At 47.3% G+C, this 20,223-nt stretch carries 20 protein-coding genes and 1 riboswitch; of the genes, 18 read left to right on the top strand and 2 right to left on the bottom strand.

The features are described 5' to 3' along the window. The first annotated feature begins 9 nt into the window (after positions 1-9). Together lspA and SPSPH_RS10845 are read left to right on the top strand one after the other, a co-directional pair. Positions 10-474: a signal peptidase II gene (gene lspA, locus SPSPH_RS10850; RefSeq protein WP_075755687.1), complete on the top strand. Its 465-nt coding sequence runs from the start codon at positions 10-12 to the stop codon at positions 472-474. 182 nt (positions 475-656) lie between these two features. Beyond that, positions 657-1,613: an RluA family pseudouridine synthase gene (locus tag SPSPH_RS10845; RefSeq protein WP_075755686.1), complete on the top strand. Its 957-nt coding sequence runs from the start codon at positions 657-659 to the stop codon at positions 1,611-1,613. Positions 1,614-1,718: 105 nt separating this feature from the next. Here the strand turns inward: SPSPH_RS10845 and SPSPH_RS10840 are convergent, their stop codons facing one another. Then, positions 1,719-2,894 (bottom strand): IS110 family transposase, encoded by a 1,176-nt coding sequence (locus SPSPH_RS10840; protein ID WP_075754228.1) that lies wholly within the window; start codon positions 2,892-2,894, stop codon positions 1,719-1,721. 253 nt (positions 2,895-3,147) lie between these two features. Here SPSPH_RS10840 and pyrR point away from each other — a divergent pair, with 253 nt between their 5' ends. After that, complete coding sequence (gene pyrR, locus SPSPH_RS10835) at positions 3,148-3,711, top strand: bifunctional pyr operon transcriptional regulator/uracil phosphoribosyltransferase PyrR (protein ID WP_083945476.1); 564 nt, start codon at positions 3,148-3,150, stop codon at positions 3,709-3,711. Here the strand turns inward: pyrR and SPSPH_RS10830 are convergent. Beyond that, positions 3,698-5,446, bottom strand: a complete 1,749-nt coding sequence (locus SPSPH_RS10830) for an Rqc2 family fibronectin-binding protein (protein WP_075755685.1) — start codon at positions 5,444-5,446, stop codon at positions 3,698-3,700. The genes pyrR and SPSPH_RS10830 overlap by 14 nt on opposite strands. A 141-nt stretch (positions 5,447-5,587) precedes the next feature. Between SPSPH_RS10830 and SPSPH_RS10825 the strand changes: the two genes are divergently transcribed. The 15 genes from SPSPH_RS10825 (at position 5,588) to SPSPH_RS10755 (ending at position 20,218) form a co-directional block, all read left to right on the top strand. Continuing rightward, positions 5,588-8,347: a calcium-transporting P-type ATPase, PMR1-type gene (locus tag SPSPH_RS10825; RefSeq protein WP_075755684.1), complete on the top strand. Its 2,760-nt coding sequence runs from the start codon at positions 5,588-5,590 to the stop codon at positions 8,345-8,347. Positions 8,348-8,409: 62 nt separating this feature from the next. Further along, the gene (gene dapF, locus SPSPH_RS10820) at positions 8,410-9,243 is read left to right on the top strand and encodes a diaminopimelate epimerase (RefSeq protein WP_075755683.1); all 834 of its coding nucleotides are present in this window, start codon (positions 8,410-8,412) and stop codon (positions 9,241-9,243) included. A gap of 209 nt (positions 9,244-9,452) precedes the next feature. Continuing rightward, positions 9,453-10,055 carry a hypothetical protein gene (locus SPSPH_RS10815; RefSeq protein WP_075755682.1) on the top strand — a complete coding sequence of 201 codons (603 nt, stop codon included), beginning with the start codon at positions 9,453-9,455 and terminating at the stop codon, positions 10,053-10,055. Between the two features lie 105 nt (positions 10,056-10,160). Next, entirely contained in the window at positions 10,161-11,045 is an 885-nt protein-coding gene (locus SPSPH_RS10810; RefSeq protein ID WP_075755681.1) for a YicC/YloC family endoribonuclease, read from the top strand. Between the two features lie 50 nt (positions 11,046-11,095). Beyond that, positions 11,096-11,362, top strand: a complete 267-nt coding sequence (gene remA / locus SPSPH_RS10805; RefSeq protein WP_075755680.1) for an extracellular matrix/biofilm regulator RemA — start codon at positions 11,096-11,098, stop codon at positions 11,360-11,362. Between the two features lie 18 nt (positions 11,363-11,380). After that, a complete protein-coding gene (gene gmk, locus SPSPH_RS10800; protein ID WP_075755679.1) occupies positions 11,381-11,998 on the top strand; it encodes a guanylate kinase in 618 nt (205 codons plus the stop codon). A gap of 42 nt (positions 11,999-12,040) precedes the next feature. Beyond that, positions 12,041-12,247: a DNA-directed RNA polymerase subunit omega gene (gene rpoZ / locus SPSPH_RS10795; protein WP_075755678.1), complete on the top strand. Its 207-nt coding sequence runs from the start codon at positions 12,041-12,043 to the stop codon at positions 12,245-12,247. Positions 12,248-12,256: 9 nt separating this feature from the next. Further along, a complete protein-coding gene (coaBC, locus tag SPSPH_RS10790) occupies positions 12,257-13,459 on the top strand; it encodes a bifunctional phosphopantothenoylcysteine decarboxylase/phosphopantothenate--cysteine ligase CoaBC (RefSeq protein WP_075755677.1) in 1,203 nt (400 codons plus the stop codon). Between the two features lie 52 nt (positions 13,460-13,511). Then, a riboswitch (SAM riboswitch) is annotated at positions 13,512-13,619 on the top strand. A gap of 74 nt (positions 13,620-13,693) precedes the next feature. After that, the gene (metK, locus tag SPSPH_RS10785) at positions 13,694-14,881 is read left to right on the top strand and encodes a methionine adenosyltransferase (protein WP_075755676.1); all 1,188 of its coding nucleotides are present in this window, start codon (positions 13,694-13,696) and stop codon (positions 14,879-14,881) included. A 143-nt stretch (positions 14,882-15,024) separates the two neighbouring features. Next, the gene (locus SPSPH_RS10780) at positions 15,025-15,252 is read left to right on the top strand and encodes a heavy-metal-associated domain-containing protein (RefSeq protein ID WP_075755675.1); all 228 of its coding nucleotides are present in this window, start codon (positions 15,025-15,027) and stop codon (positions 15,250-15,252) included. Positions 15,253-15,264: 12 nt separating this feature from the next. Then, positions 15,265-15,393, top strand: a complete 129-nt coding sequence (locus tag SPSPH_RS10775) for a hypothetical protein (RefSeq protein ID WP_255430413.1) — start codon at positions 15,265-15,267, stop codon at positions 15,391-15,393. A gap of 99 nt (positions 15,394-15,492) precedes the next feature. Continuing rightward, on the top strand, positions 15,493-17,913 hold the full coding sequence (gene priA, locus SPSPH_RS10770; protein ID WP_075755674.1) for a primosomal protein N': 2,421 nt from the start codon (positions 15,493-15,495) through the stop codon (positions 17,911-17,913). Between the two features lie 117 nt (positions 17,914-18,030). Continuing rightward, positions 18,031-18,483, top strand: a complete 453-nt coding sequence (def, locus tag SPSPH_RS10765) for a peptide deformylase (protein WP_075755673.1) — start codon at positions 18,031-18,033, stop codon at positions 18,481-18,483. Positions 18,484-18,488: 5 nt separating this feature from the next. Continuing rightward, the gene (fmt, locus tag SPSPH_RS10760) at positions 18,489-19,430 is read left to right on the top strand and encodes a methionyl-tRNA formyltransferase (RefSeq protein ID WP_075755672.1); all 942 of its coding nucleotides are present in this window, start codon (positions 18,489-18,491) and stop codon (positions 19,428-19,430) included. 11 nt (positions 19,431-19,441) lie between these two features. Next, a complete protein-coding gene (locus SPSPH_RS10755; protein WP_075755671.1) occupies positions 19,442-20,218 on the top strand; it encodes a DUF116 domain-containing protein in 777 nt (258 codons plus the stop codon). Positions 20,219-20,223: the final 5 nt, after the last annotated feature.

Genomic DNA, 20,223 nt, shown 5'->3' with positions numbered 1-20,223 from the left:
AGAGAATTGGTGCCTAGAGTATTACTTGCAGCCATTGCTGTGGCAGTAGTCATAATTGACCAGTGGTCAAAGCATTATATTCAGTCCCAGATGTTGCCGGGAATGTCCATACCGGTAATTGAAAATATGTTTCACATTACCTATGTCCTGAATCCAGGTGCCGCATTTGGGATTTTGGAAAACCAGCGGTTGTTTTTTATTGTAATTGCGCTGGTTATGTTAGGACTGATTACCTACTTTTTTTCCCATATCCCGGATAACTTCCGTCTTATGCGGCTGGGAGTCAGTCTCTTGGCAAGTGGCGCTCTCGGCAATGTAATTGATCGGGTACAGACCGGGTATGTGGTGGATTTTTTTGATTTTCGCATATGGCCGGTGTTTAATGTGGCCGATATTGCCATTGTCACAGGGGTTGGCTGTGTTATATATACCCTTGTATTTATACCCTTTCCGGCAGAATACCAAGAAAACTAGTAGTCTGCCAAGTTTAAAGCTATAGGATGAATTGCGCGAGATTTTTCGTCCAGCAAGGCGGAGGAGCCGCACATATCGGACATATGTAAGGTGACGACAACGAAGTTGGGCGGAAAATATCGCTACAAGAACAACTATGGATTTAGGCTTGGTAGACTACTAAGATAGGATGATAGTATAGTATGGAACAGATTCCCACAACAGGCGGAGCTGAAACACGAATTGAAACAATATCCGATGAGCAGGGGCTCAGAATAGATGTACTCTTAGCTAAACGGTTTCCGGAACTATCCCGTTCCCATTTACAAAAGCTTATTGCCGATGATTTGGTGACAGTAAACGGAAAGCTAATTAAAGCAAACTACAAAGTCCAGGCTGAAGATAGTATCAGGATCATCTTTCCTGAAGCCAAACCTGTTGAAATTGCCGCTGAAGCCATTCCCCTTGATATACTTTACGAAGATGCCGATATTATTGTTATCAATAAATCACGGGGGATGGTGGTCCATCCGGCTGCCGGCAATTATGCCGGTACGCTGGTAAACGCCCTGTTAGAACACTGTCAGGACCTATCAGGCATTAACGGCGAAATCCGCCCCGGTATTGTCCATCGTTTGGACAAAGATACCTCCGGTGTTATGGTAGCCGCAAAAAATGACCGTGCGCACATAGCTCTTGCCGAACAAATCAAAAACCGTACCGCCAGCCGCAAATATGTAGCTATTGTGCATGGCACCATTGCTGAAGAGCAGGGGATAATCAATGCTCCGATTGGCAGACATCCGTCTGACCGCAAAAAAATGGCTGTTACGTTTAGTAACAGCAAGGAAGCTATAACCCGGTTTCGCGTCATTGAGCGGTTTATTAATTACACTCTGGTCGAATGTAAATTGCAAACAGGCAGAACTCACCAAATCAGAGTACACATGCAGTATATTGGCCACCCGGTAGTAGGGGACCCGAAATACGGGCCTGAGAAAAAAAGGTTTGCCATTTCCGGTCAGGCACTGCATTCGGCCGAACTTTCCCTCAAACATCCTATTTCTGGCGAAGAATTGCTGTTTACCGCACCGGTACCGCCAGACATGGCTGATATATTAACCAAACTGAAGGCGTTAAAAAGAGAGACTAACTATTAAAAGTCAAGCCCGAATTTGAGGATGGAGGACAAAAAACAGATGGTTCAAAAAAGGGTATAGCAAAACAGACGTCCACAGGACGCCATGCGGGCTATCGAGAGAGAATCAGGCTGCCAGACGATAAGGCTCGCCGGATTTCTCCAGAGCATAAATGAGCCGGACCAGCTTCTTGGCAGCATGAGAGATGGCCACATTGTAATGCTTTCCCTCGGCGCGTTTCCTGGCGAGGTAAGCGGCAAAGACAGGGTCCCAAAGGCAAACAAATTTTGTGGCATTGAAGATGGCATAGCGTAGGTATCTGGAGCCGCGCTTCTCCATATGGGCATAGCAATTTTTAAGCTGCCCGGATTGGTAGGTAGAGGGCGACAGGCCGGCATAGGCCAAAATCTTGTCAGGGGAATCAAAGCGTGAAAAGTCACCCACCTCAGACAGAATCATAGCCCCCATCCTGTAGCCAATGCCGGGAATCGTGGTAATAGGCGAAAGCATCTTGTCCATGATGCGTTGGATGACCTGTTCAATTTCCGCAATCTCGGCATCGAGTTCACGGATGAGCCGGATGGTATGCCGCAGTTCCAGTGATTTCGCGGTCGTCACAGAGCCAATCGATTGCCTGGCGGCTTCACGTATCTCTATGGCTTTGTCCCGTCCGTAACGGCCTTTGGAGGATTCGGCAAGCAAATGGGTGAGCCGCGTCAGATGTGCCGCTGCAATCTGCTTAGCCCCCGGGAACTCATCGAGCAAGGCGTAAACAGAGGCCATATGGAGTGACGATACCAGCTTTTCCAGCTCCGGGAACAGGATGCATACCAGCCTGGCAATTGAGGACTTCAGCTTAGCGCGTACCTTCACCTTGTCGAACCGGTATCTGGTGAGTGACTTTAGCTCCTCATTGTGGTAAGCTGTGTCTGTGTAGGGCTTGAGGCCCACATCAGACATGAGCATAGCCGCAATTGTTCGCGCATCGACACGGTCAGTCTTCGTCTTTCGCAGGGTGAGGCTTTTCCGGTAAAGATTGGTGTGCAAGGGGTTAATGACATAGGTGTCCAGACCATTGTCAAGGAGAAACCCGAGAATGTTGTAGCTGTAGTGTCCGGTAGCCTCAAGCCCTACCTTTATTTTGTCCAGGGGCAAAGAACAGGCACGGATTTTTTCCAACAGGTAGCCAAATCCTTCCATGCTGTTTTGGATGGTGAACACATTTGCAAGGACTTTACCCTCCGAACTGATGATGAAGCAGTCGTGTTTATCCTTAGCGACATCAATCCCGACACAAATCATAGCAAGACCTCCAACGGTATTATTTGATGCTGTACCCACAGAACACTTTGCTCTTGTAACCTTGTTCTACATCAACCGTCTGGCGGTATCTAACTGATTAACAAACCTGCAAAGGGCTGCGGTTGGAGCCTCTCTTGAACCATCTGGTGGTAGGAGATAAAACCAATCCACAGCATCCTTTACAGTGTAGCATATAGCCCTTGGAGAGGGGCTCTAATAACTACTACTCTATAATACAAGGAGCAGTAAAGTTATGACTAAGCATGTTAATATGGTTGACAAAGCAATTATTATGGATTCTCAGGCCATTAAACGCGCACTCACCCGGATAGCTCATGAAATTGTTGAACACAATAAAGGCGTAAGCGATATAGCGCTTGTCGGTATTAGGACCCGTGGTGTTCCTTTAGCCCAGCGCGTAGCCGAGGAAATCAAGCGCATTGAGGGTGTTGAAGTGCCTGTCGGCATTCTGGACATTACCCTGTATCGCGATGACTTGTCGACTTTGGCGTATCAGCCCATTGTTCATGAAACACTTATTCCGTTTTCCATCAATGGTAAAAAGGTCGTACTTATTGATGACGTATTATTTACCGGACGCACCGTGCGGGCGGCGCTGGATGCCATTATCGATATCGGCCGTCCGTCGTCTATCCAGTTGGCGGTACTTATTGACCGCGGGCACCGGGAACTGCCGATCAGAGCCGACTATGTCGGTAAAAATGTGCCGACTTCCGGCAAGGAAATAGTCAGTGTTCAACTGGCTGCGACCGATGAAGCCGAACAGGTTGTCATTAAGGAATTTACTCAGGAGTAAGTATTGCAGCAACAGTGGCTTTGTCAGGTGTTACATAGATTGTACTTTGGTGGTCATAAATGACAAAGCCGGGTTTTGCCCCTGATGGTTTGCGCACATAACGGCGTCTGGTATAGTCTACCGGCACATTGGCCGATTGACGGCCTTTGCTAAAATGGGCAGCCAACAGAGCGGCCTCGACAATGGCCTGTTCTGTTATCTCTTTATTATCCCGGCGAATAATAACATGTGAACCGGGTATATCCTTAGCATGCAGCCAAAGATCCTCAGACTGCGCCTGTTTAAATGTCACTATATCATTTTGCCGGTTATTTTTACCAATAATAATAGCAAAGCCGTCTGTCGTCTTGACTGACAGCGGTGAGGACTGGGCAGCAGGCAAACGGCGTTTGTCTGCTGCTTTCATATAACCGGCGGTTATCAACTCTTGCTTTATCTCGGTTACTTCGGCATTCAGGTCGGCATGCTCTAAGGCCACTGCAACGCTTTCCAGGTAGGTAATCTCCTGCCCGCACTCGACAAGCTGATTGGCCAAATGCTCTGCCGAGCGCTTAGCTTTGTTATATTTGGCGTAATATTGCTGTGCATTCTCCAGCGGCGTCAGTGCCGGATCGAGACTGATTATTACCTGGCTGTCTTGCTGCTCGCTGTAGATATCCGGCAATACCTGCTCATGGCTGCCTGCCGGGATATGGTATAGATTAACCATTAAAATATCGCCGTATATCCGCAAGGTGTCTGCATTCTCAGCCTGTTTAAGCTCCTCAGTCAATACACCTTGCTTACGGGTTAATTTAGCTAACTCTGCTGCCACCAATTTAACAAGTACTTCTTTTTCAGGCAGTGACGGACGCCCGTTAAAACTGTCAAAAAACGCAACAGCCTCACTCATGGTGGAGAAACTATGAAAACTATGCTGCCCCAGATGTTCAGGAACAAAAGCGGCAATTGCCAGCGGCCGGCCTTGACCCTCGACAACACTGGGAACAATCTGACTGTTGTTAAGCGGCGCCGCAATACTGGCAACAGCTTCTGCTAATGCATCTATATCCGAGACATCAAGAGCGCCTGACCTGATTTCAGGAGAAAAACCGGCACGCCAGACAATCTCATTGGCGGTGAGCGGCCCCAGACCGATACCGGCGGCAATAATGGCTTTACTTAACGGTAAATCGGCTGCTGCCAGTACCTGTTTGGCAAAGAGATCTGGTGCGACAGCCAGAATATTGATCTTATCCTGACCGGGAGGGTAGACATATTCTTTACCTGGCAGCACCTGGCGGTGGCGGCTTAGCTGATAGCCCACCCTTCTAATAGCATCAATAATAATATTATCCTGACTTAGAATAATATTGCTGTTTTTACCCATAATCTCGATAATCAGCCGTTTGGTGATAATTATCCCCCGGTCACCACGTACATCTATATTGATATTTATGATACGGTCAAGGCTGTGTTGTTCGATGCTGCCAATTCGTCCGTCTTCCAGATGCTTGCGCAGCAGCATGCAAAAATTAGGAGCTGCTGCCGGATTTTCCGGAGCAGAAGCGGCAAGCAAGATTTTAGGCCGCTGAGGATTGGCTGAAATATGAAGCCGAAGATTTTCCCCCGGCTGGCGTACCCACAGCAGCAGCGAATAGGGGTCTGGCTGAAATACTTTATCAACACGTCCGCCGGCTAATGCGGCATTTAGTTCATTTACCAGCGGCGCAAGAGACAGTCCGTCGACATTCATGGCATACCCTCCGTCAGTTACAAAGCTTGAGACAATTTGCCAATAGTATAACACCCTTGGCAATTAACGGTCAAACCCGGTCTAATTAAGCGGCTGCCAGAATAACATGGTTAGTAAAACACATGTTAGCGAGGTGGCTGCATGGACAGAGAAAAATGGTATGCACGTACGCCAGATGAAGTAGTTAAGTTCTGGCAAACAAATTTTACGGACGGCTTAACTTCTGCTGAAGCGAAGGCCAGGCTGGATAAATTCGGATTTAACCAACTGACCGAAAAAGAAAAAACGGCTTGGTGGAAACGGTTTTTAGTCCAGTTTCAAGATTTTATGGTATTAGTATTACTGGGAGCTACGCTCATATCGGCCTTTTTAGGTGAATATACCGATGCCATAACAATTTTACTCATTGTCCTGATGAATGCGATATTAGGTTTTATTCAGGAATACCGGGCCGAACGATCGCTGGCGGCCTTAAAACAACTGGCGTCACCAACCGCCAGGGTCGTAAGAAACAGTATGGTACAGCAAGTTCCGGCCAAAGAACTTGTACCAGGCGATATCCTGGCACTGGAAGCCGGTGACAAGCTGGCTGCCGACGGCCGACTTATCGAAGTTTATAATATGGAAGTGGAAGAAGCTGCATTAACCGGTGAATCTTTGCCTGTACGGAAAGTAGCTGACCGCCAGTACAGTGAGGATGCACCCTTAGGTGATAGAAAAAATATGGTATATGCCGGCACCAGCATTGTCCGCGGGCGTGGCCGGGCCGTAGTTTGTGCTTCAGGCATGGCCACAGAAGTCGGACATATCGCCGGCATGATTCAAGCATCAGCGGAAGAAGCCACTCCGCTGGAAAGACGGCTTGAAACTCTCGGGAAGTGGCTTGTCTGGGGTTGCCTGGTTATTTGCTGCATTGTTGTAGTTACCGGTATAATCAAAGGGGAGTCACTGTTTCTTATGTGTATGGCTGGCATCAGCCTGGCAGTAGCTGCCATTCCCGAAGGATTGCCGGCTATTGTGACCGTAGCCCTGGCCCTTGGTGTGCAGCGCATGATTAAACAACGGGCAATTATCAGGAAACTGCCGGCGGTGGAAACGCTTGGCTGCACAACCGTCATTTGCTCGGACAAAACCGGTACCCTGACGCAAAATGCCATGACCGTACGGCAGATATTTGCCGGCAGTCAAATTTATGAAATTACCGGCTCAGGGTATGATATTAAAGGCAGTATTTTACTTAACCACCAAGAGTTTGACTATGCCAAAGATAAAGCGCTTGAGCAATGCCTTGTCATCGGAGCACTTTGTAACAATAGTTCGCTGAAACAAAACAATGTTACCATTACCGGCATCTGGCGCAACAAGAACGAAACGGGCTGGTCCATTGAAGGCGATCCTACAGAAGGCGCTATCGTCGTCGCGGCCGCCAAAGCCGACATTTGGCAGGCTAAGCTGGAAAAAACCAAAAAGAGAATCGCTGAGATTCCCTTTGAATCAGAACGCCGCCGCATGTCAGTGGTATACCGGGAGACCGACGGCAATAGCAGCTTATATAGCAAAGGCGCGCCTGACACGATTTTAGAATTGTGCCGGTATTACCACACCGCGGCAGGGCCGACCTCGCTTACCCAGGAACATATTGATAAAATTAACAGCATAAATGAACAAATGTCCTCCCGGGCTCTCAGAGTGCTGGCTGTCGCCTATCGCCGTCTGACACCGGCTCAGGCGCAAAATCCGGACGAATCCCTGGAAACAAATTTAGTATTCGCCGGGCTGGTGGGTATGATTGACCCGCCGCGGGAAGAAGTCAAAGCATCTATTGCTTTATGCCGGGAAGCCGGAATTAAAACAGTCATGATTACCGGTGACCATAAAAGTACGGCGGTAGCCATTGCTCAGGAATTAAATATTTATAAAGAAAGCCAGCATAAGGCGCTCACAGGTAAAGAGCTTGACGCCATGGGGGAAGCTGAACTTGATTCTATCGTAAATACTGTCTCGGTCTATGCCCGGGTTTCACCTGCCCATAAGCTGAGAATCGTCCAGTCGCTCAAACGTAAAGGACATATTGTAGCCATGACAGGGGATGGTGTTAATGATGCACCAGCAATAAAGGAAGCCGATATTGGCGTGGCTATGGGGCTTACCGGCACTGACGTCACCAAAGAGGCTTCTGCCATGGTTTTAGCTGATGATAACTTTGCTACTATTGTCGCAGCCGTCGAAGAAGGGCGGGGGATTTATGATAATATCAGAAAGTTCATCCGGTACCTGTTGTCCTGCAATATTGGCGAAGTTCTTACCATGTTTCTGGCCGCATTGCTGGGATTACCCATTCCCCTCTTACCGGTACAGATATTGTGGGTAAACCTTGTTACCGATGGTCTGCCGGCTATGGCGCTGGGCATTGATCCTAATGATCCTAACAGTATGCGCCGTCCGCCCCGGCATCCGAAAGAAAGCGTATTTTCCCGCGGTTTAATTAAAAAAATTGTTGGCCGCGGCATTCAGATTGGTTTAAGCACACTTTTCGTCTTTAGTGTGGTATACTATTCCCAGAATGATTTAGCGCTGGCCCGGACAGCAGCCTTTGCCACACTGGTATACTGCCAGATGTTTCATGTGTTTGATTGCCGGTCTGAAACCTATACTATTTTCGAACTCGGGTTTACCAGCAACAAGTACTTGCTGGCAGCCGTTGCCTTCTCGACCAGCATGCAGTTGGCGGTTATGTACATACCTTTGTTAAGTTCCATCTTTTCCACAGTACCACTGTCTTTAAGTGAATGGGCGCTTGTCCTGACAGTTTCCGGCTGGACACTGATACTTAACGCTTTCAAGCATGTATTATTCGGACGGCGGCCGGCACGCCGCGCGGCGGTACCACACAACCGCTAAACCTGCACAAATCAAAAAAAGAAATCTTTATTTTTTATTCATAATAATTTAGGAGGAATAGTATGCAATTTACTAAATGGCATGGATTGGGCAATGATTTTGTAATTGTCAATGGCATGAAAGAGCACATCGCTGATTACCACAAGCAGGCGGTTGCTGTTTGTGACCGTAATTTTGGTATTGGTGCCGATGGCCTTGTTGTGCTGCTTCAGTCAGATATTGCCGACTTTAGGATGCGGATATTTAATTCAGATGGCAGTGAGGCCGATATGTGCGGCAACGCCACCCGCTGTGTAGCCCGCTATCTTTATGAAAATAAAATAACAAGTAAAACAGTCATCACCCTTGACACATTAGCCGGGATTATTACACCGGAACTCATTTTTCAAGACGGGGTACTGGCAACTGTCAAAGTCGATATGGGTGAACCCAGGCTCAAGCGCAGTGAAATCCCACTTGTCGGCGATGCACAAGAACAGGTAATCCATGCACCGCTGGAAGTAGACGGCGAACTGTATCACATTACCTGTGTTTCCATGGGAAACCCTCATTGTGTCATCTTTGTCGATGATGTGGCTAAAGTCAATTTATCAGCTATTGGCCCCAAAATTGAAAACCACCCTCAATTTCCCAAAAAGACTAATGTTGAATTTATCCAGATAATTGACAGGCAAACCGTAAGAATGCGTGTCTGGGAGCGTGGTGCCGGGATAACGCAAGCCTGTGGCACAGGTGCCAGCGCTGCGTTGGTTGCTGCGGTGTTAAACGGCTATACAGATCGCCAGGCTACCGTCCGACTGGATGGCGGTAACCTCTGGCTTGAATGGGCCAACAATAACCACATTTATAAATCAGGACCGGCCGTGGAAGTATTTCGTGGAGAATATCTGCTGTAAAGAAAACACGGCTTGGGTCGAGCCTGTGACGACGGCGGAAGCCGATGTTGCCCTTATCCTAACAGAAAGTTATACTTTCTGTTAGGATAAAGTAGTCGGCTCTGGCTGAGCCGGCTACTTTAATTATTTTTTAAATTCTGAAAAAAAGGTTTTTTTTGGTCGTAAGTATAATATGTATAGCAGGACAATTTGCCATCGGAGGTGTTAAGGTGAAGCTTGTTGCCGCTATTTTCAGCTTGTTCTTTTTGCTATCTATGCCGCTTGCTGCCAGTGCCATAGCTTTGGTCAATCGGGATGTCATCCTGGAAGCGCAAGAGTATGGTATAAAACGCAAACAGCTGCCGCTTACTGAGTTTCTTCATCCCTGGATTGTCTACGAGGAACAAGCAGCTATCCTTAATGAAACAACCGAACGGGCTTATTTGTATACCCCATTTTTGTTGTTGGCAAATGATGCCCGTGACAAAGCAAGAAGCAAAAAAACGGTTCAGCTTGCCGACAGTGAAAAGATTCTGGCCGATTATGCCGGATGTCTTGTCTTCAGTATAACAATTAATGGCAGCACCGAGAATTTCAGTAACGGTATTCAAGCCACGATTAAACAAGACAAGAAGACGCTCAAGCCATATCATGCTGTTATTAATTCTCCGGTAAAAACCCCTTGGTTCCCAGACGAACCAAAGTTCACAACCCATACATATTTTTACTTCAATAACAGAGAAGTACAGTTAAACAAGCCTGTGACAGTGGTGTTAACCACTAAAGACAAAAAGGAACGCCGCTTTTATTTTGATTTGTCTAATTTCAAATAACTCATTGCGATGGACAACCAACAAAGCAGGAGGAACTGTAAAAATCTACGGTTAAAATCGCATGAACAGTGAATAATAACATACGCAAAGGAAGGTGCAGTTTCCGTGCTCAAAAGCATGACCGGTTTTGGCCGGGGGGAATACATTGATTCAAGCCATCGCATTATAGTTGAGATTAAAGCAGTAAATCACCGCTACAACGAAATTGTTATCCGTATGCCGAAAAGCCTGGGCAGTCTGGAAGATAAGATCCGCCGCAGCATTGCCAATACCATTTTGCGCGGCCGGGTGGACGCTTTTATTACGGTTGATGAATATGGCGAAAAGAAACGTACGGTAAGGGTTGACAAAGAATTGGCAATGGCTTACCATAATGCAATGAGAGAATTAGCCGGCCTGTTGGAAATACCGGCAACTGATAACATCTACCATTTATCCAAATATCCTGAAGTTTTCAAAGTGGAAGAAATCACCGAAGATGTAGAACAGCTATGGCCCAAGCTGGCGGCGGCTATTGAGGCGGCAGTGGCCAATCTGATGAAAATGCGTGAAGCTGAGGGCGCAAATATTGAGCGCGACCTCCTGGAGCGGGTAGACAAGCTCAGCAGCTATATTGCGGCTGTAGAGGAGAGAGCACCGCAGATTCTTGTAGATTACCGGGAAAAGCTATTAAACCGTATGCGGGAGTTGCTGGCCGCAGTAGGGGCAGAACCTGACGAAACCAGACTGCTGCAAGAATCGGCTATATTTGCTGACAGAACTAATTTCACTGAAGAAATTGTCAGGCTCAAAAGCCATTTATCCCAGTTCCGGGCAACTGTAAACTCGCCTGACGCCGTGGGGCGCAAGCTGGATTTTATTGTTCAGGAAATAAACCGGGAAACCAACACAATTGCTTCCAAAGCAAATGACTCTGCCATCGCCAATATTGTTGTTGAAATTAAAAGTGAAATTGAGAAGGTCAGAGAGCAAATCCAAAACATAGAGTAATATAGGAGAATTACGTCTAAGTGGCCTATAAATTTATAGGAGGAGTCTTAATGGACATAAAATTAATTAATATCGGTTTTGGCAATATTGTGTCGGCTAACCGGATCATATCCATAGTTAGCCCTGAATCAGCTCCCATCAAACGCATTATTCAGGAAGCGCGCGACCGGGGTATGCTTATCGACGCTACATATGGACGCCGGACCCGCGCTGTAATCATTACCGACAGTGATCATGTTATTTTATCGGCAGTACAGCCGGAAACAGTAGCTCACCGGTTAACAAGCAAAGACACCAGCGATGACACTGCCGAATAAGGGAAAGGAGTTAAAGCCATGCCGCAGCAAGGAATACTACTAGTTGTATCCGGTCCTTCGGGTACCGGCAAAGGCACCATTTGCCGCGAGTTGCTGCGTAGCAATCCCCAGTTAAAATACTCTATATCGGCTACTACCCGCCAACCCAGGACGGGAGAAGCTGACGGAGTAAATTATCTTTTTGTTGCCAAAAATCATTTTCAAACCATGATTGAAAACGACGACCTGCTGGAGTGGGCCGAAGTCTACGGCAATTTTTACGGGACGCCACGCCACTATGTGCTTGAACAGTTAAAAAACGGATATGATGTCGTACTGGAAATAGATACCCAGGGAGCTATGAAAATAAAAGAAAAATTTCCGGAAGGTGTATATATATATATCATCCCGCCCTCATTGGATGAGCTTGCTGACAGAATTCATAAACGCGGTACTGACAGCCTGGAAGTCATCAAAAAACGCCTGCATTGTGCCAGCGCCGAACTTGCTCAGGCGCATAACTATCATTATATTGTAGTAAATGATCAAGTGGCGGCAGCTGTGCAAAAAGTGGAAACAATCATTGCCGCTGAAAAGCATCGGGCAGAACGCAATACCGATTTAATTGATAGTCTTTGCCAGGCACGTTGTAACTAACGAAACTTGGCACAGTAAATAAATTAGGCAAGGGGATATGCTATGATTAATCCGTCTTTAGATACATTAGTGAAAAAGGTTGACAGCAAATATACACTGGTTGTCTTAGCTGCCAAACGGGCTCGGGAAATTATGGATGCCCAGCAGCCACTGGTGGAGTCTAAATCGAATAAGCCGGTGACAATTGCCCTGGAAGAGGTGGCTCAAGGTAAAATTACCTACGAACGCACCAAAACCGGCATTAAATAGGAGTCAGCAATGTCATCAGGCCAAACTATCGTTATCGGAGTTGCCGGCGGCATTGCCGCCTATAAAGCAGTTGAAATTGTCAGCCGGTTAAAGAAAGCCGGGTATACGGTCTATGTTATCATGACCAAAGCGGCTACAGAATTTGTCACACCGCTCACCTTTCGCGAAATTAGCGGCAACCCGGTGGTTGCCGACATGTGGGAAGAGCCCAAGACCTGGAATGTGCAGCATATTGCACTGGCCAGCCGCGCTGACCTATTCCTCATTGCGCCGGCAACAGCCAATATTATCGGCAAAATAGCAAACGGCATAGCCGATGACATGCTTACAACCACCGTCATGGCTACCAAAGCACCGGTAATTTTGGCTCCAGCCATGAATACCAATATGTATCTAAACCCAATTACCCAGCAAAACTTAAACAAACTGGCAGGACTTGGCTATCATATAGTAGAACCGGCCTCCGGCATGTTAGCCTGTGGTGTGGATGGCCCCGGCCGCTTGCCTGAACCGGCAGATATTGTAAAAAAAGTTAAATCCCTGCTGCAAGGCAACCGGGATTTAGCCGGAAAGCGGGTACTGGTTACGGCTGCCGGTACGCGTGAACCCATTGATCCGGTGAGATATATTGGCAACCATTCGAGTGGCAAAATGGGATATGCTCTTGCCGAAGCCGCCGCAGCACGCGGCGCAGAAGTTATTCTTGTTTCCGGTCCGTCAAGTCTTGCCTGTCCGGCGGGGATAACTGTCACAAAAGTGGAAACTGCCGCGCAAATGCGTGAAGCTGTGCTTGCGGAGTTTGATACTGTCGATGTTGTAATCAAAGCCGCCGCCGTGGCTGATTATCGGCCTGAGACGGCAGCAGACCAAAAAATAAAAAAAACCGGCAATACCCTAACCTTATCCATGATCAAAAATCCTGATATTTTGCGCGAATTAGGCGAGCGTAAAAAGCATCAGCTCTTAATCGGTTTTGCAGCCGAAACGCAAGAGCTTTTAAGTCATGCACAAGAGAAACTAATTAAGAAGAATCTTGATATGATTGTTGCCAATGATGTTACTTTACCGGGAGCCGGCTTTAATACAGACACAAATATTGTCAGAGTCATACATAAAAATGGCCAGATTGAAGAACTGCCGCAGCTTACTAAACGCCAGGTGGCTGAAATTCTGATTGACAAAATTTGTGTAATGTTGACAAATTATACTTGATTTTTTTTTGTATTTGGATTAAAATCTTTTTGTTGTTAAATTGCATATGCTATACTCATCAAGAGTTGGTGGAGGGACTGGCCCGATGAAACCGCGGCAACCATTTAGTAGTTTTACTAAAAACGGTGCCAATTCCGGCGGATAAACCGCAAGATGGGAGTGAGAACAATCACGCCTCCCTTGCTTGCGGAGGCTTTTCTTTTTTGCAATATAGAATTTAGGAGGGACAGCACTATGGTAAAACGTGTACTTTTTACATCTGAATCTGTAACCGAAGGCCATCCAGATAAGATTGCCGATCAAATTTCCGACAGTGTACTTGACGCAATTCTGGCTCATGACCCCAATGCCCGGGTAGCTTGTGAAACATTGGTTACCACCGGTATTGTGCATGTGGTAGGTGAAATCACGACCAACTGCTATGTAGATATTCCCAAAATTGTTCGTGAGACCATTAAAAGTATTGGTTATACCCGTGCTAAATATGGTTTTGACGGTGAAACCTGCGGTGTGTTAATTTCTATTGACGAACAGTCTGCCGATATTGCTTTAGGTGTTGATAAAGCGCTCGAAGCCAAGTTAGGCAATATGGATGCCATTGAAGCGATTGGTGCCGGTGACCAGGGTATGATGTTCGGTTATGCTACCAACGAGACTCCGGAATATATGCCATTGCCCATCGCCCTGGCTCATAAAACAGCCCGCCGCCTCTCTGAGATTCGTAAGAACGGCGAGCTGCCATATCTCCGTCCGGACGGAAAAACCCAGGTAACTGTTGAATATGAGGATGGTAAACCGTTACGCATTGATACTATCGTAATTTCAACCCAGCATAGCCCGGAAGTCGACAGAGAAACCATTGAAAAAGATCTTATCGCCAAAGTTATCATTCCGATGGTTCCCGGCGAACTGTTAGATGCGCAAACCAAATACTATATCAATCCTACCGGCCGGTTTGTTGTAGGCGGCCCGCAAGGTGACTCCGGACTGACAGGACGCAAAATTATCGTCGATACATACGGTGGCATGGCTCGCCACGGCGGTGGCGCTTTCTCCGGTAAAGATCCCACAAAAGTGGACCGTTCTGCTGCCTATGCTGCCCGCTATGTAGCCAAAAATGTCGTCGCAGCAGGCTTGGCCGATAAGTGCGAAATACAATTAGCATATGCCATCGGTATTGCCCGGCCGGTATCGGTCATGGTAGAAACCTTTGGTACCGCGAAAATTGACGAGAGCAAAATTGTCGAACTGATCAACAAGCACTTTGATTTAAGACCTGCCGGCATTATCAAGTCCCTGGATCTGAGACGCCCCATTTACCGTCAAACAGCGGCATACGGTCACTTTGGCCGCACTGACATAGATTTGCCCTGGGAGCGTACCGATAAAGCCGATATGCTTCGCAAAGAAGCCAATATATAAGAGTTAACCGTTCTTTGGTTTCAAGTAAAAAAGGGTAAGAATCTTAGACAGGGTAGTCAGCGGATAAATATTAATTAATTAGTGGCCAATGGTAATACTAATATTGCTGGAGACTCAATTCAGTAAAAAGGGGAGGTATTCCATTGGCCACACAGAAAAATACCACACAATCCGTTTACCGTGTTGGGGGCCTCAAAGGCGACCATTGCCGGGACCGTATTGAGCATACGTTGTCCCACCTTCATGGTGTTTCGTCCGTAAAAGTAGACTTAGCTTCTAAGCAAATTGCTGTCAGCCATGATGCATCGGTGACTTCTAGCGGATATATTGAAGAAACCTTACAATCACTCGGTTATTCAATTCAAGGTTGAGGAGTCTGACATATGAAGCTCCATTTTTCACCGCTGAAAAAGCGCCGGATTAAGCGTTTTTTTAAACGTTTGCCAATGGACACCGGGCTAGATTGGGAAATGGCCGCTCATGATCCCGAAAAACCGGTAGCAGGTATTTGACACTGAAAAGCGAATATAAATATATATGTTAGCTAACAAAGGGGACTGCATAGTCCCCTTCTCTTTATCCTTAAGAAAAGAAAGCCAGGTGTAGAAAAAATGGCAAACACCGCTCAAATTATTGTAAATATTCCTGCCCGCAGCATTACTAAGCCTTTTTCCTACATTATTCCAGCTCACTTACCTGAGATCACTATCGGCTGGCGTGTATTAGTTCCGTTCGGCAACAGGAAGGTAGAAGGGTTCGTTGTCGGTGTGGAACCCGAATGTACGGAAGGCTTAAAAGCCATCCTTGCTATACTTGATGATTACCCCTGGTTTGATGACAATATGTTGAAAACAGCCAAATGGATAAGCCAGTATTATCTCAGTTCACTGGCCGAAGCCATGCGTCTGTTCGTTCCCGGCCTGTCGGGAGTAAAAACGCAAAAAGCCTATCAGGCATCTGCCGCAATGGATTATGAAGCGGCAGCCATGCTGCTCGACAACAAGCCGGAGGAATACCGCCAGGCACTCACCTATATTTATGCTCATGGTCCGGTTAGTCTCAAAGATCTTGCCAAACTTCCCGGTAACATAGATGCTATGATAAAATTTTTTTTACAACATAAACTAATTATTCATGCAGATACTGTCAATACACGCGGCAAAGCCAGTACAACGACGATTATTAACTTGGCTGTCAGCAAGGAAACTGCTGCTCAAGCTGAGCAAATGCTGCCCAAAACCAGGGCAGCCCAGCGCCGGCTTTTGCAGGCACTCCTGCAGAATAATGAACTTGCCTTGCCCCAGTTGCGCCACCTTAATATTTCGCAAGCCACTGTAAAAAAATTAGCAGAACAAGGGCTCATTACCAGCCGCAGTGTACCGGTACTCCGCAACAGCTATGACAGCGTTTGTCAGCAGGCTGCCGAGGTATCATTGACACAACCGCAGCAGCACGCCTTACAGCTAATAATTCCAGCCATTAAAGCCGGAACGCATAAATCTTTTTTGATTCACGGCGTTACCGGCAGCGGCAAGACGCTTATTTATATCAAGGCTGTCGCTGAAGCCCGGCGACATAATCGCCAGGCCATTGTCCTGGTGCCGGAAATTGCTTTGACCAGTCAGCTTGTCGCCCGTTTTCGGGCAGCGTTTGGCAATGATGTTGTTGTTATCCACAGCAAACTATCAGTCGGCGAACGGCACGATGCCTGGCGCCGCCTCCAGTCCGGCCAGGCTGGCATTGTTATTGGTGCACGTTCGGCTTTATTTGCACCTGCCCGCGATCTGGGCATAATAATTATCGATGAAGAACATGAGTTTACTTACAAACAGGAAGAATCTCCCCGTTACCATGCCCGGCAGGTTGCCTTAATCCGGGCCAGACTGGCCGGTGCAGCCCTGGTACTGGGCAGCGCTACCCCGGCGATAGAAACTTACTTCCAGGCACTTAACGGCACCCATACGTTAATCTCTATGAATAAACGGGTTGATGATGTGCCAATGCCGGAAGTTACACTTGTTGATATGCGCCAGGAATTGGCACAAGGACGCCGCAGCGTCATTTCACTGCCACTGCAGGAGATGTTAGCCAGAGCCCTGGCAAAAAAGGAGCAAGCCGTTATCCTGCTTAACCGTCGCGGCTATTCTACCTTTGTCCTGTGCCGCGAATGCGGCCATGTGCTCAAATGCAGACATTGTGATATTTCACTGGTATATCACACCCCCGGCAATAGCCTTCGCTGCCATTACTGTCAGGAACGCCATACTGTGCCTGATACTTGTCCTGAATGCGGCAGCCGGTATATCCGTTATTTTGGCGCCGGTACCCAGAAGGTGGAAGAGGCACTTACCGCATTATTTCCGGCGGCAAAAATTGTGCGTATGGATCAGGACACCACCCGAGGCAAAATGGCACATGATAAAATATTAGCGGCTTTCGCTGCCGGAACGTATGATATTTTGTTAGGCACACAAATGGTAGCCAAAGGTCACGACATTCCTAATGTAACGGCAGTTGGAATTATCTCGGCAGATACTGCGCTTAATCTGCCCGACTTCCGGGCAGCTGAACGGACATTTGCGCTCTTGACGCAAGCGGCAGGGAGAGCAGGACGCGGCGCAAAGAGCGGGCAGGTAGTAATGCAGACATATAATCCCGAGCACTATGCGATAACTGCCGGAGCAGAGCATAATTATCCGGCATTTTATGAACATGAGATTGCCTTTCGCCGTCAACTGAACTATCCACCGTTTGCTAATTTGATAAAAATAACAGTACAGGCTGCCGACGAAATCATGGTGCACCAGAGTGCTAACAAATTGGCAGTCGAACTGGCTCAAGCAATGGCGGGAATAGCTGCCGACATTATTGGACCGTTTCCGGCATCGGTTCATAAAATAAAAGACGTCTTTCGCATTAATATTTTAATCAAAACAAAGGATCCAGCTGCCGTGACCAGCCTGTTCACAGCTTTGCACATTAGCAGCCGCAAAGATGTGATTATTGACGTAGACCCTGTGAATGTCATCTAACCGTCACATTAAATTATTTTGTCAAAGCTTGACTCATGTATTTGACACTTTCGTCACCTGCTAAACTGTGATAAAATTTGTCTAATGGCCTGAAAGGAAAGAGGGAGGTACAAAACCATGCCAGTAATGGAAATTAAAAAGGCAGGCGACAAAGTGCTTAAAGATATTGCTGCGCCTGTAGAAAAGATTGACCGCAAAATTAAACAATTGCTTGACGATATGACTGAAACCATGTATGCCGCCGATGGTATCGGACTGGCTGCTCCGCAGGTGGGAGTATCCATGCGAGTGGTAGTTATCGATATTGGTGACGGCATTATCGAACTGATTAATCCGGAAATCATTAACAAAGAGGGCTGTGAAAATGGTACAGAAGGCTGTCTGAGTGTCCCAGGCATGTATGGGGAGGTAGAAAGGTATGGGACAGTAACGGTGGAAGCTCTGAATCGCAGCGGCAAAAAAATCCGGATTTCCGGTTCTGGCCTACTGGCACGTGCTCTGCAACATGAAATAGACCATCTTAACGGCATTTTGTTTATCGAACTGGCAAAAACCATACATAAGGGGTAGTTGTAATGGGAAAATTGCGTACGGTATTTATGGGCACACCCGACTTTGCGGTACCTTGTCTGGATATGCTTGTAAAAGAAGGTTATCCGGTAGCCGGAGTCATCACGCAGCCTGACCGCCCTAAAGGGCGCGGTCAAAAACTGGCCTACTCGCCGGTTAAAGAAGCTGCACTGGCATACAATCTGCCTGTTCTGCAGCCTGCCAGCATCAAAACTGTTGACAGCTACAACCAGATTGCCGCCCTTAACCCGGATATTATTATTGTCGTTGCCTTTGGACAACTTTTGCCTAAAAAGCTGTTAGAACTGCCGGCCTACGGCTGTATTAATGTACATGCCTCACTGTTGCCCAAATATCGCGGCTCAGCGCCCATCCACTGGGCCATCATCAACGGAGAAACCACCACCGGTATTACCACCATGTATATGGAGGTCGGCATGGATACCGGCGACATGATTGCCAAAGCCGAAATCCCGATCCTTCCGACAGATACTACCGGCAGCCTGCATGATAAATTGCAGGACCTTGGTGCAGCCGTATTATCAGATACTCTCCGGCAACTGGCGGCAAACAGCGCGCCGCGCGAAGTACAACAAGAGTCTGAAGCAACCTATGCCCGAATGTTGTGCCGAACCACAGAACGGATTGACTGGCATCTGCCGGCAACAGCCATACATAACCTCGTACGAGGCCTGAATCCCTGGCCGGGAGCGTATTGTACCTATCAAAATAAATCATTGAAAATCTGGCAGACTAGAGTACATGACGCTTCACACTCCTGTTCAATTCCGGGACAAATTATCCAGATAACCAAAACAGGATTGGTTGTTGAAACAGGTAAAGGGACAATCGAACTATTGGAAGTGCAGCCTGAATCCAAACGACGGATGAAAGCAAGCGACTGTGTTTGCGGCTATTGTCTTACCGTAGGCAACCTATTGGAGTAGAAGGTGAAAGTATGATTGAAGTAGCTCATCGTCCTCGCAAGCGTCTGTTTTTAATACTTATTCTCATCAGTTTATGTATTGCAACCATCTCAAGTTATGGTCTATGGATCGTTAGTCTGCCCGGCCTGGCTAACATCAGCAGCTATTTACCCATGATTCTCGGCGTAGTTTTGGCTGCGGTAATTTTGGCTGCTGCCTTTGGTGTTATCGGTATCATCCTGGCTATTTTGGGGTTTAATACCCTGGGAATGTTCCAGGGAGTGGCCTGGTCGGCCATTAATCTGTTATTTCCTCTTGCCATATGTGTGGGCAAGCTTTTTGACGTTGAAAAAGAACGTATTGAACGCTCGTTTATTGAGGTCAGCAACCATTTAATCAAACACAAGAACATCGTCGTAGAGTCCGGTAAGCTGCTGATTATGACCCCGCATTGCCTGCAGCATGAAGACTGCCCGCATAAAATTACCCGCAATGTTGCCAATTGCCGCCGCTGCGGCCTTTGTCCCATTGGTGACCTGACCACACTTGCCGAAAACTATGGGGTTCACATCGCAGTGGTAACCGGTGGTACTCTGGCGCGAAAAGTAATAAAAACAATACGCCCGCACGCCGTACTGGCCATTGCCTGTGAACGCGACCTGACAAGCGGCATTCAGGATGTTTTTCCCATCCCTGTCATTGGCGTACTTAACAGCAGACCACAGGGTCCCTGCTGCAACACGCAAGTCGACCTTAAAAAGGTCGAACAAGCGCTCCAAAGCTTTGTTACGAATAAGAAGCATAAATAATAAAT

Origin of the sequence: Sporomusa sphaeroides DSM 2875, from assembly GCF_001941975.2 — a bacterium.
Classification (GTDB): Bacteria; Bacillota; Negativicutes; order Sporomusales; family Sporomusaceae; genus Sporomusa; species Sporomusa sphaeroides.
Note: the sequence above shows the minus strand (reverse complement) of the source record. Positions and strands in the feature narration are given on the sequence as shown.

What these genes read in the sequence shown, in the direction of transcription:
- SPSPH_RS10830 (WP_075755685.1), bottom strand. Translation starts at nt 5,446, where the DNA reads ATGAATGTCGACGGACTGTCTCTTGCGCCGCTGGTAAATGAACTAAAT.
- dapF (WP_075755683.1), top strand. Translation starts at nt 8,410, where the DNA reads ATGCAATTTACTAAATGGCATGGATTGGGCAATGATTTTGTAATTGTC.
- SPSPH_RS10845 (WP_075755686.1), top strand. Translation starts at nt 657, where the DNA reads ATGGAACAGATTCCCACAACAGGCGGAGCTGAAACACGAATTGAAACA.
- SPSPH_RS10755 (WP_075755671.1), top strand. Translation starts at nt 19,442, where the DNA reads ATGATTGAAGTAGCTCATCGTCCTCGCAAGCGTCTGTTTTTAATACTT.
- SPSPH_RS10825 (WP_075755684.1), top strand. Translation starts at nt 5,588, where the DNA reads ATGGACAGAGAAAAATGGTATGCACGTACGCCAGATGAAGTAGTTAAG.
- gmk (WP_075755679.1), top strand. Translation starts at nt 11,381, where the DNA reads ATGCCGCAGCAAGGAATACTACTAGTTGTATCCGGTCCTTCGGGTACC.
- remA (WP_075755680.1), top strand. Translation starts at nt 11,096, where the DNA reads ATGGACATAAAATTAATTAATATCGGTTTTGGCAATATTGTGTCGGCT.
- fmt (WP_075755672.1), top strand. Translation starts at nt 18,489, where the DNA reads ATGGGAAAATTGCGTACGGTATTTATGGGCACACCCGACTTTGCGGTA.
- coaBC (WP_075755677.1), top strand. Translation starts at nt 12,257, where the DNA reads ATGTCATCAGGCCAAACTATCGTTATCGGAGTTGCCGGCGGCATTGCC.
- pyrR (WP_083945476.1), top strand. Translation starts at nt 3,148, where the DNA reads ATGACTAAGCATGTTAATATGGTTGACAAAGCAATTATTATGGATTCT.
- def (WP_075755673.1), top strand. Translation starts at nt 18,031, where the DNA reads ATGCCAGTAATGGAAATTAAAAAGGCAGGCGACAAAGTGCTTAAAGAT.
- rpoZ (WP_075755678.1), top strand. Translation starts at nt 12,041, where the DNA reads ATGATTAATCCGTCTTTAGATACATTAGTGAAAAAGGTTGACAGCAAA.
- SPSPH_RS10775 (WP_255430413.1), top strand. Translation starts at nt 15,265, where the DNA reads ATGAAGCTCCATTTTTCACCGCTGAAAAAGCGCCGGATTAAGCGTTTT.
- priA (WP_075755674.1), top strand. Translation starts at nt 15,493, where the DNA reads ATGGCAAACACCGCTCAAATTATTGTAAATATTCCTGCCCGCAGCATT.
- SPSPH_RS10840 (WP_075754228.1), bottom strand. Translation starts at nt 2,894, where the DNA reads ATGATTTGTGTCGGGATTGATGTCGCTAAGGATAAACACGACTGCTTC.
- metK (WP_075755676.1), top strand. Translation starts at nt 13,694, where the DNA reads ATGGTAAAACGTGTACTTTTTACATCTGAATCTGTAACCGAAGGCCAT.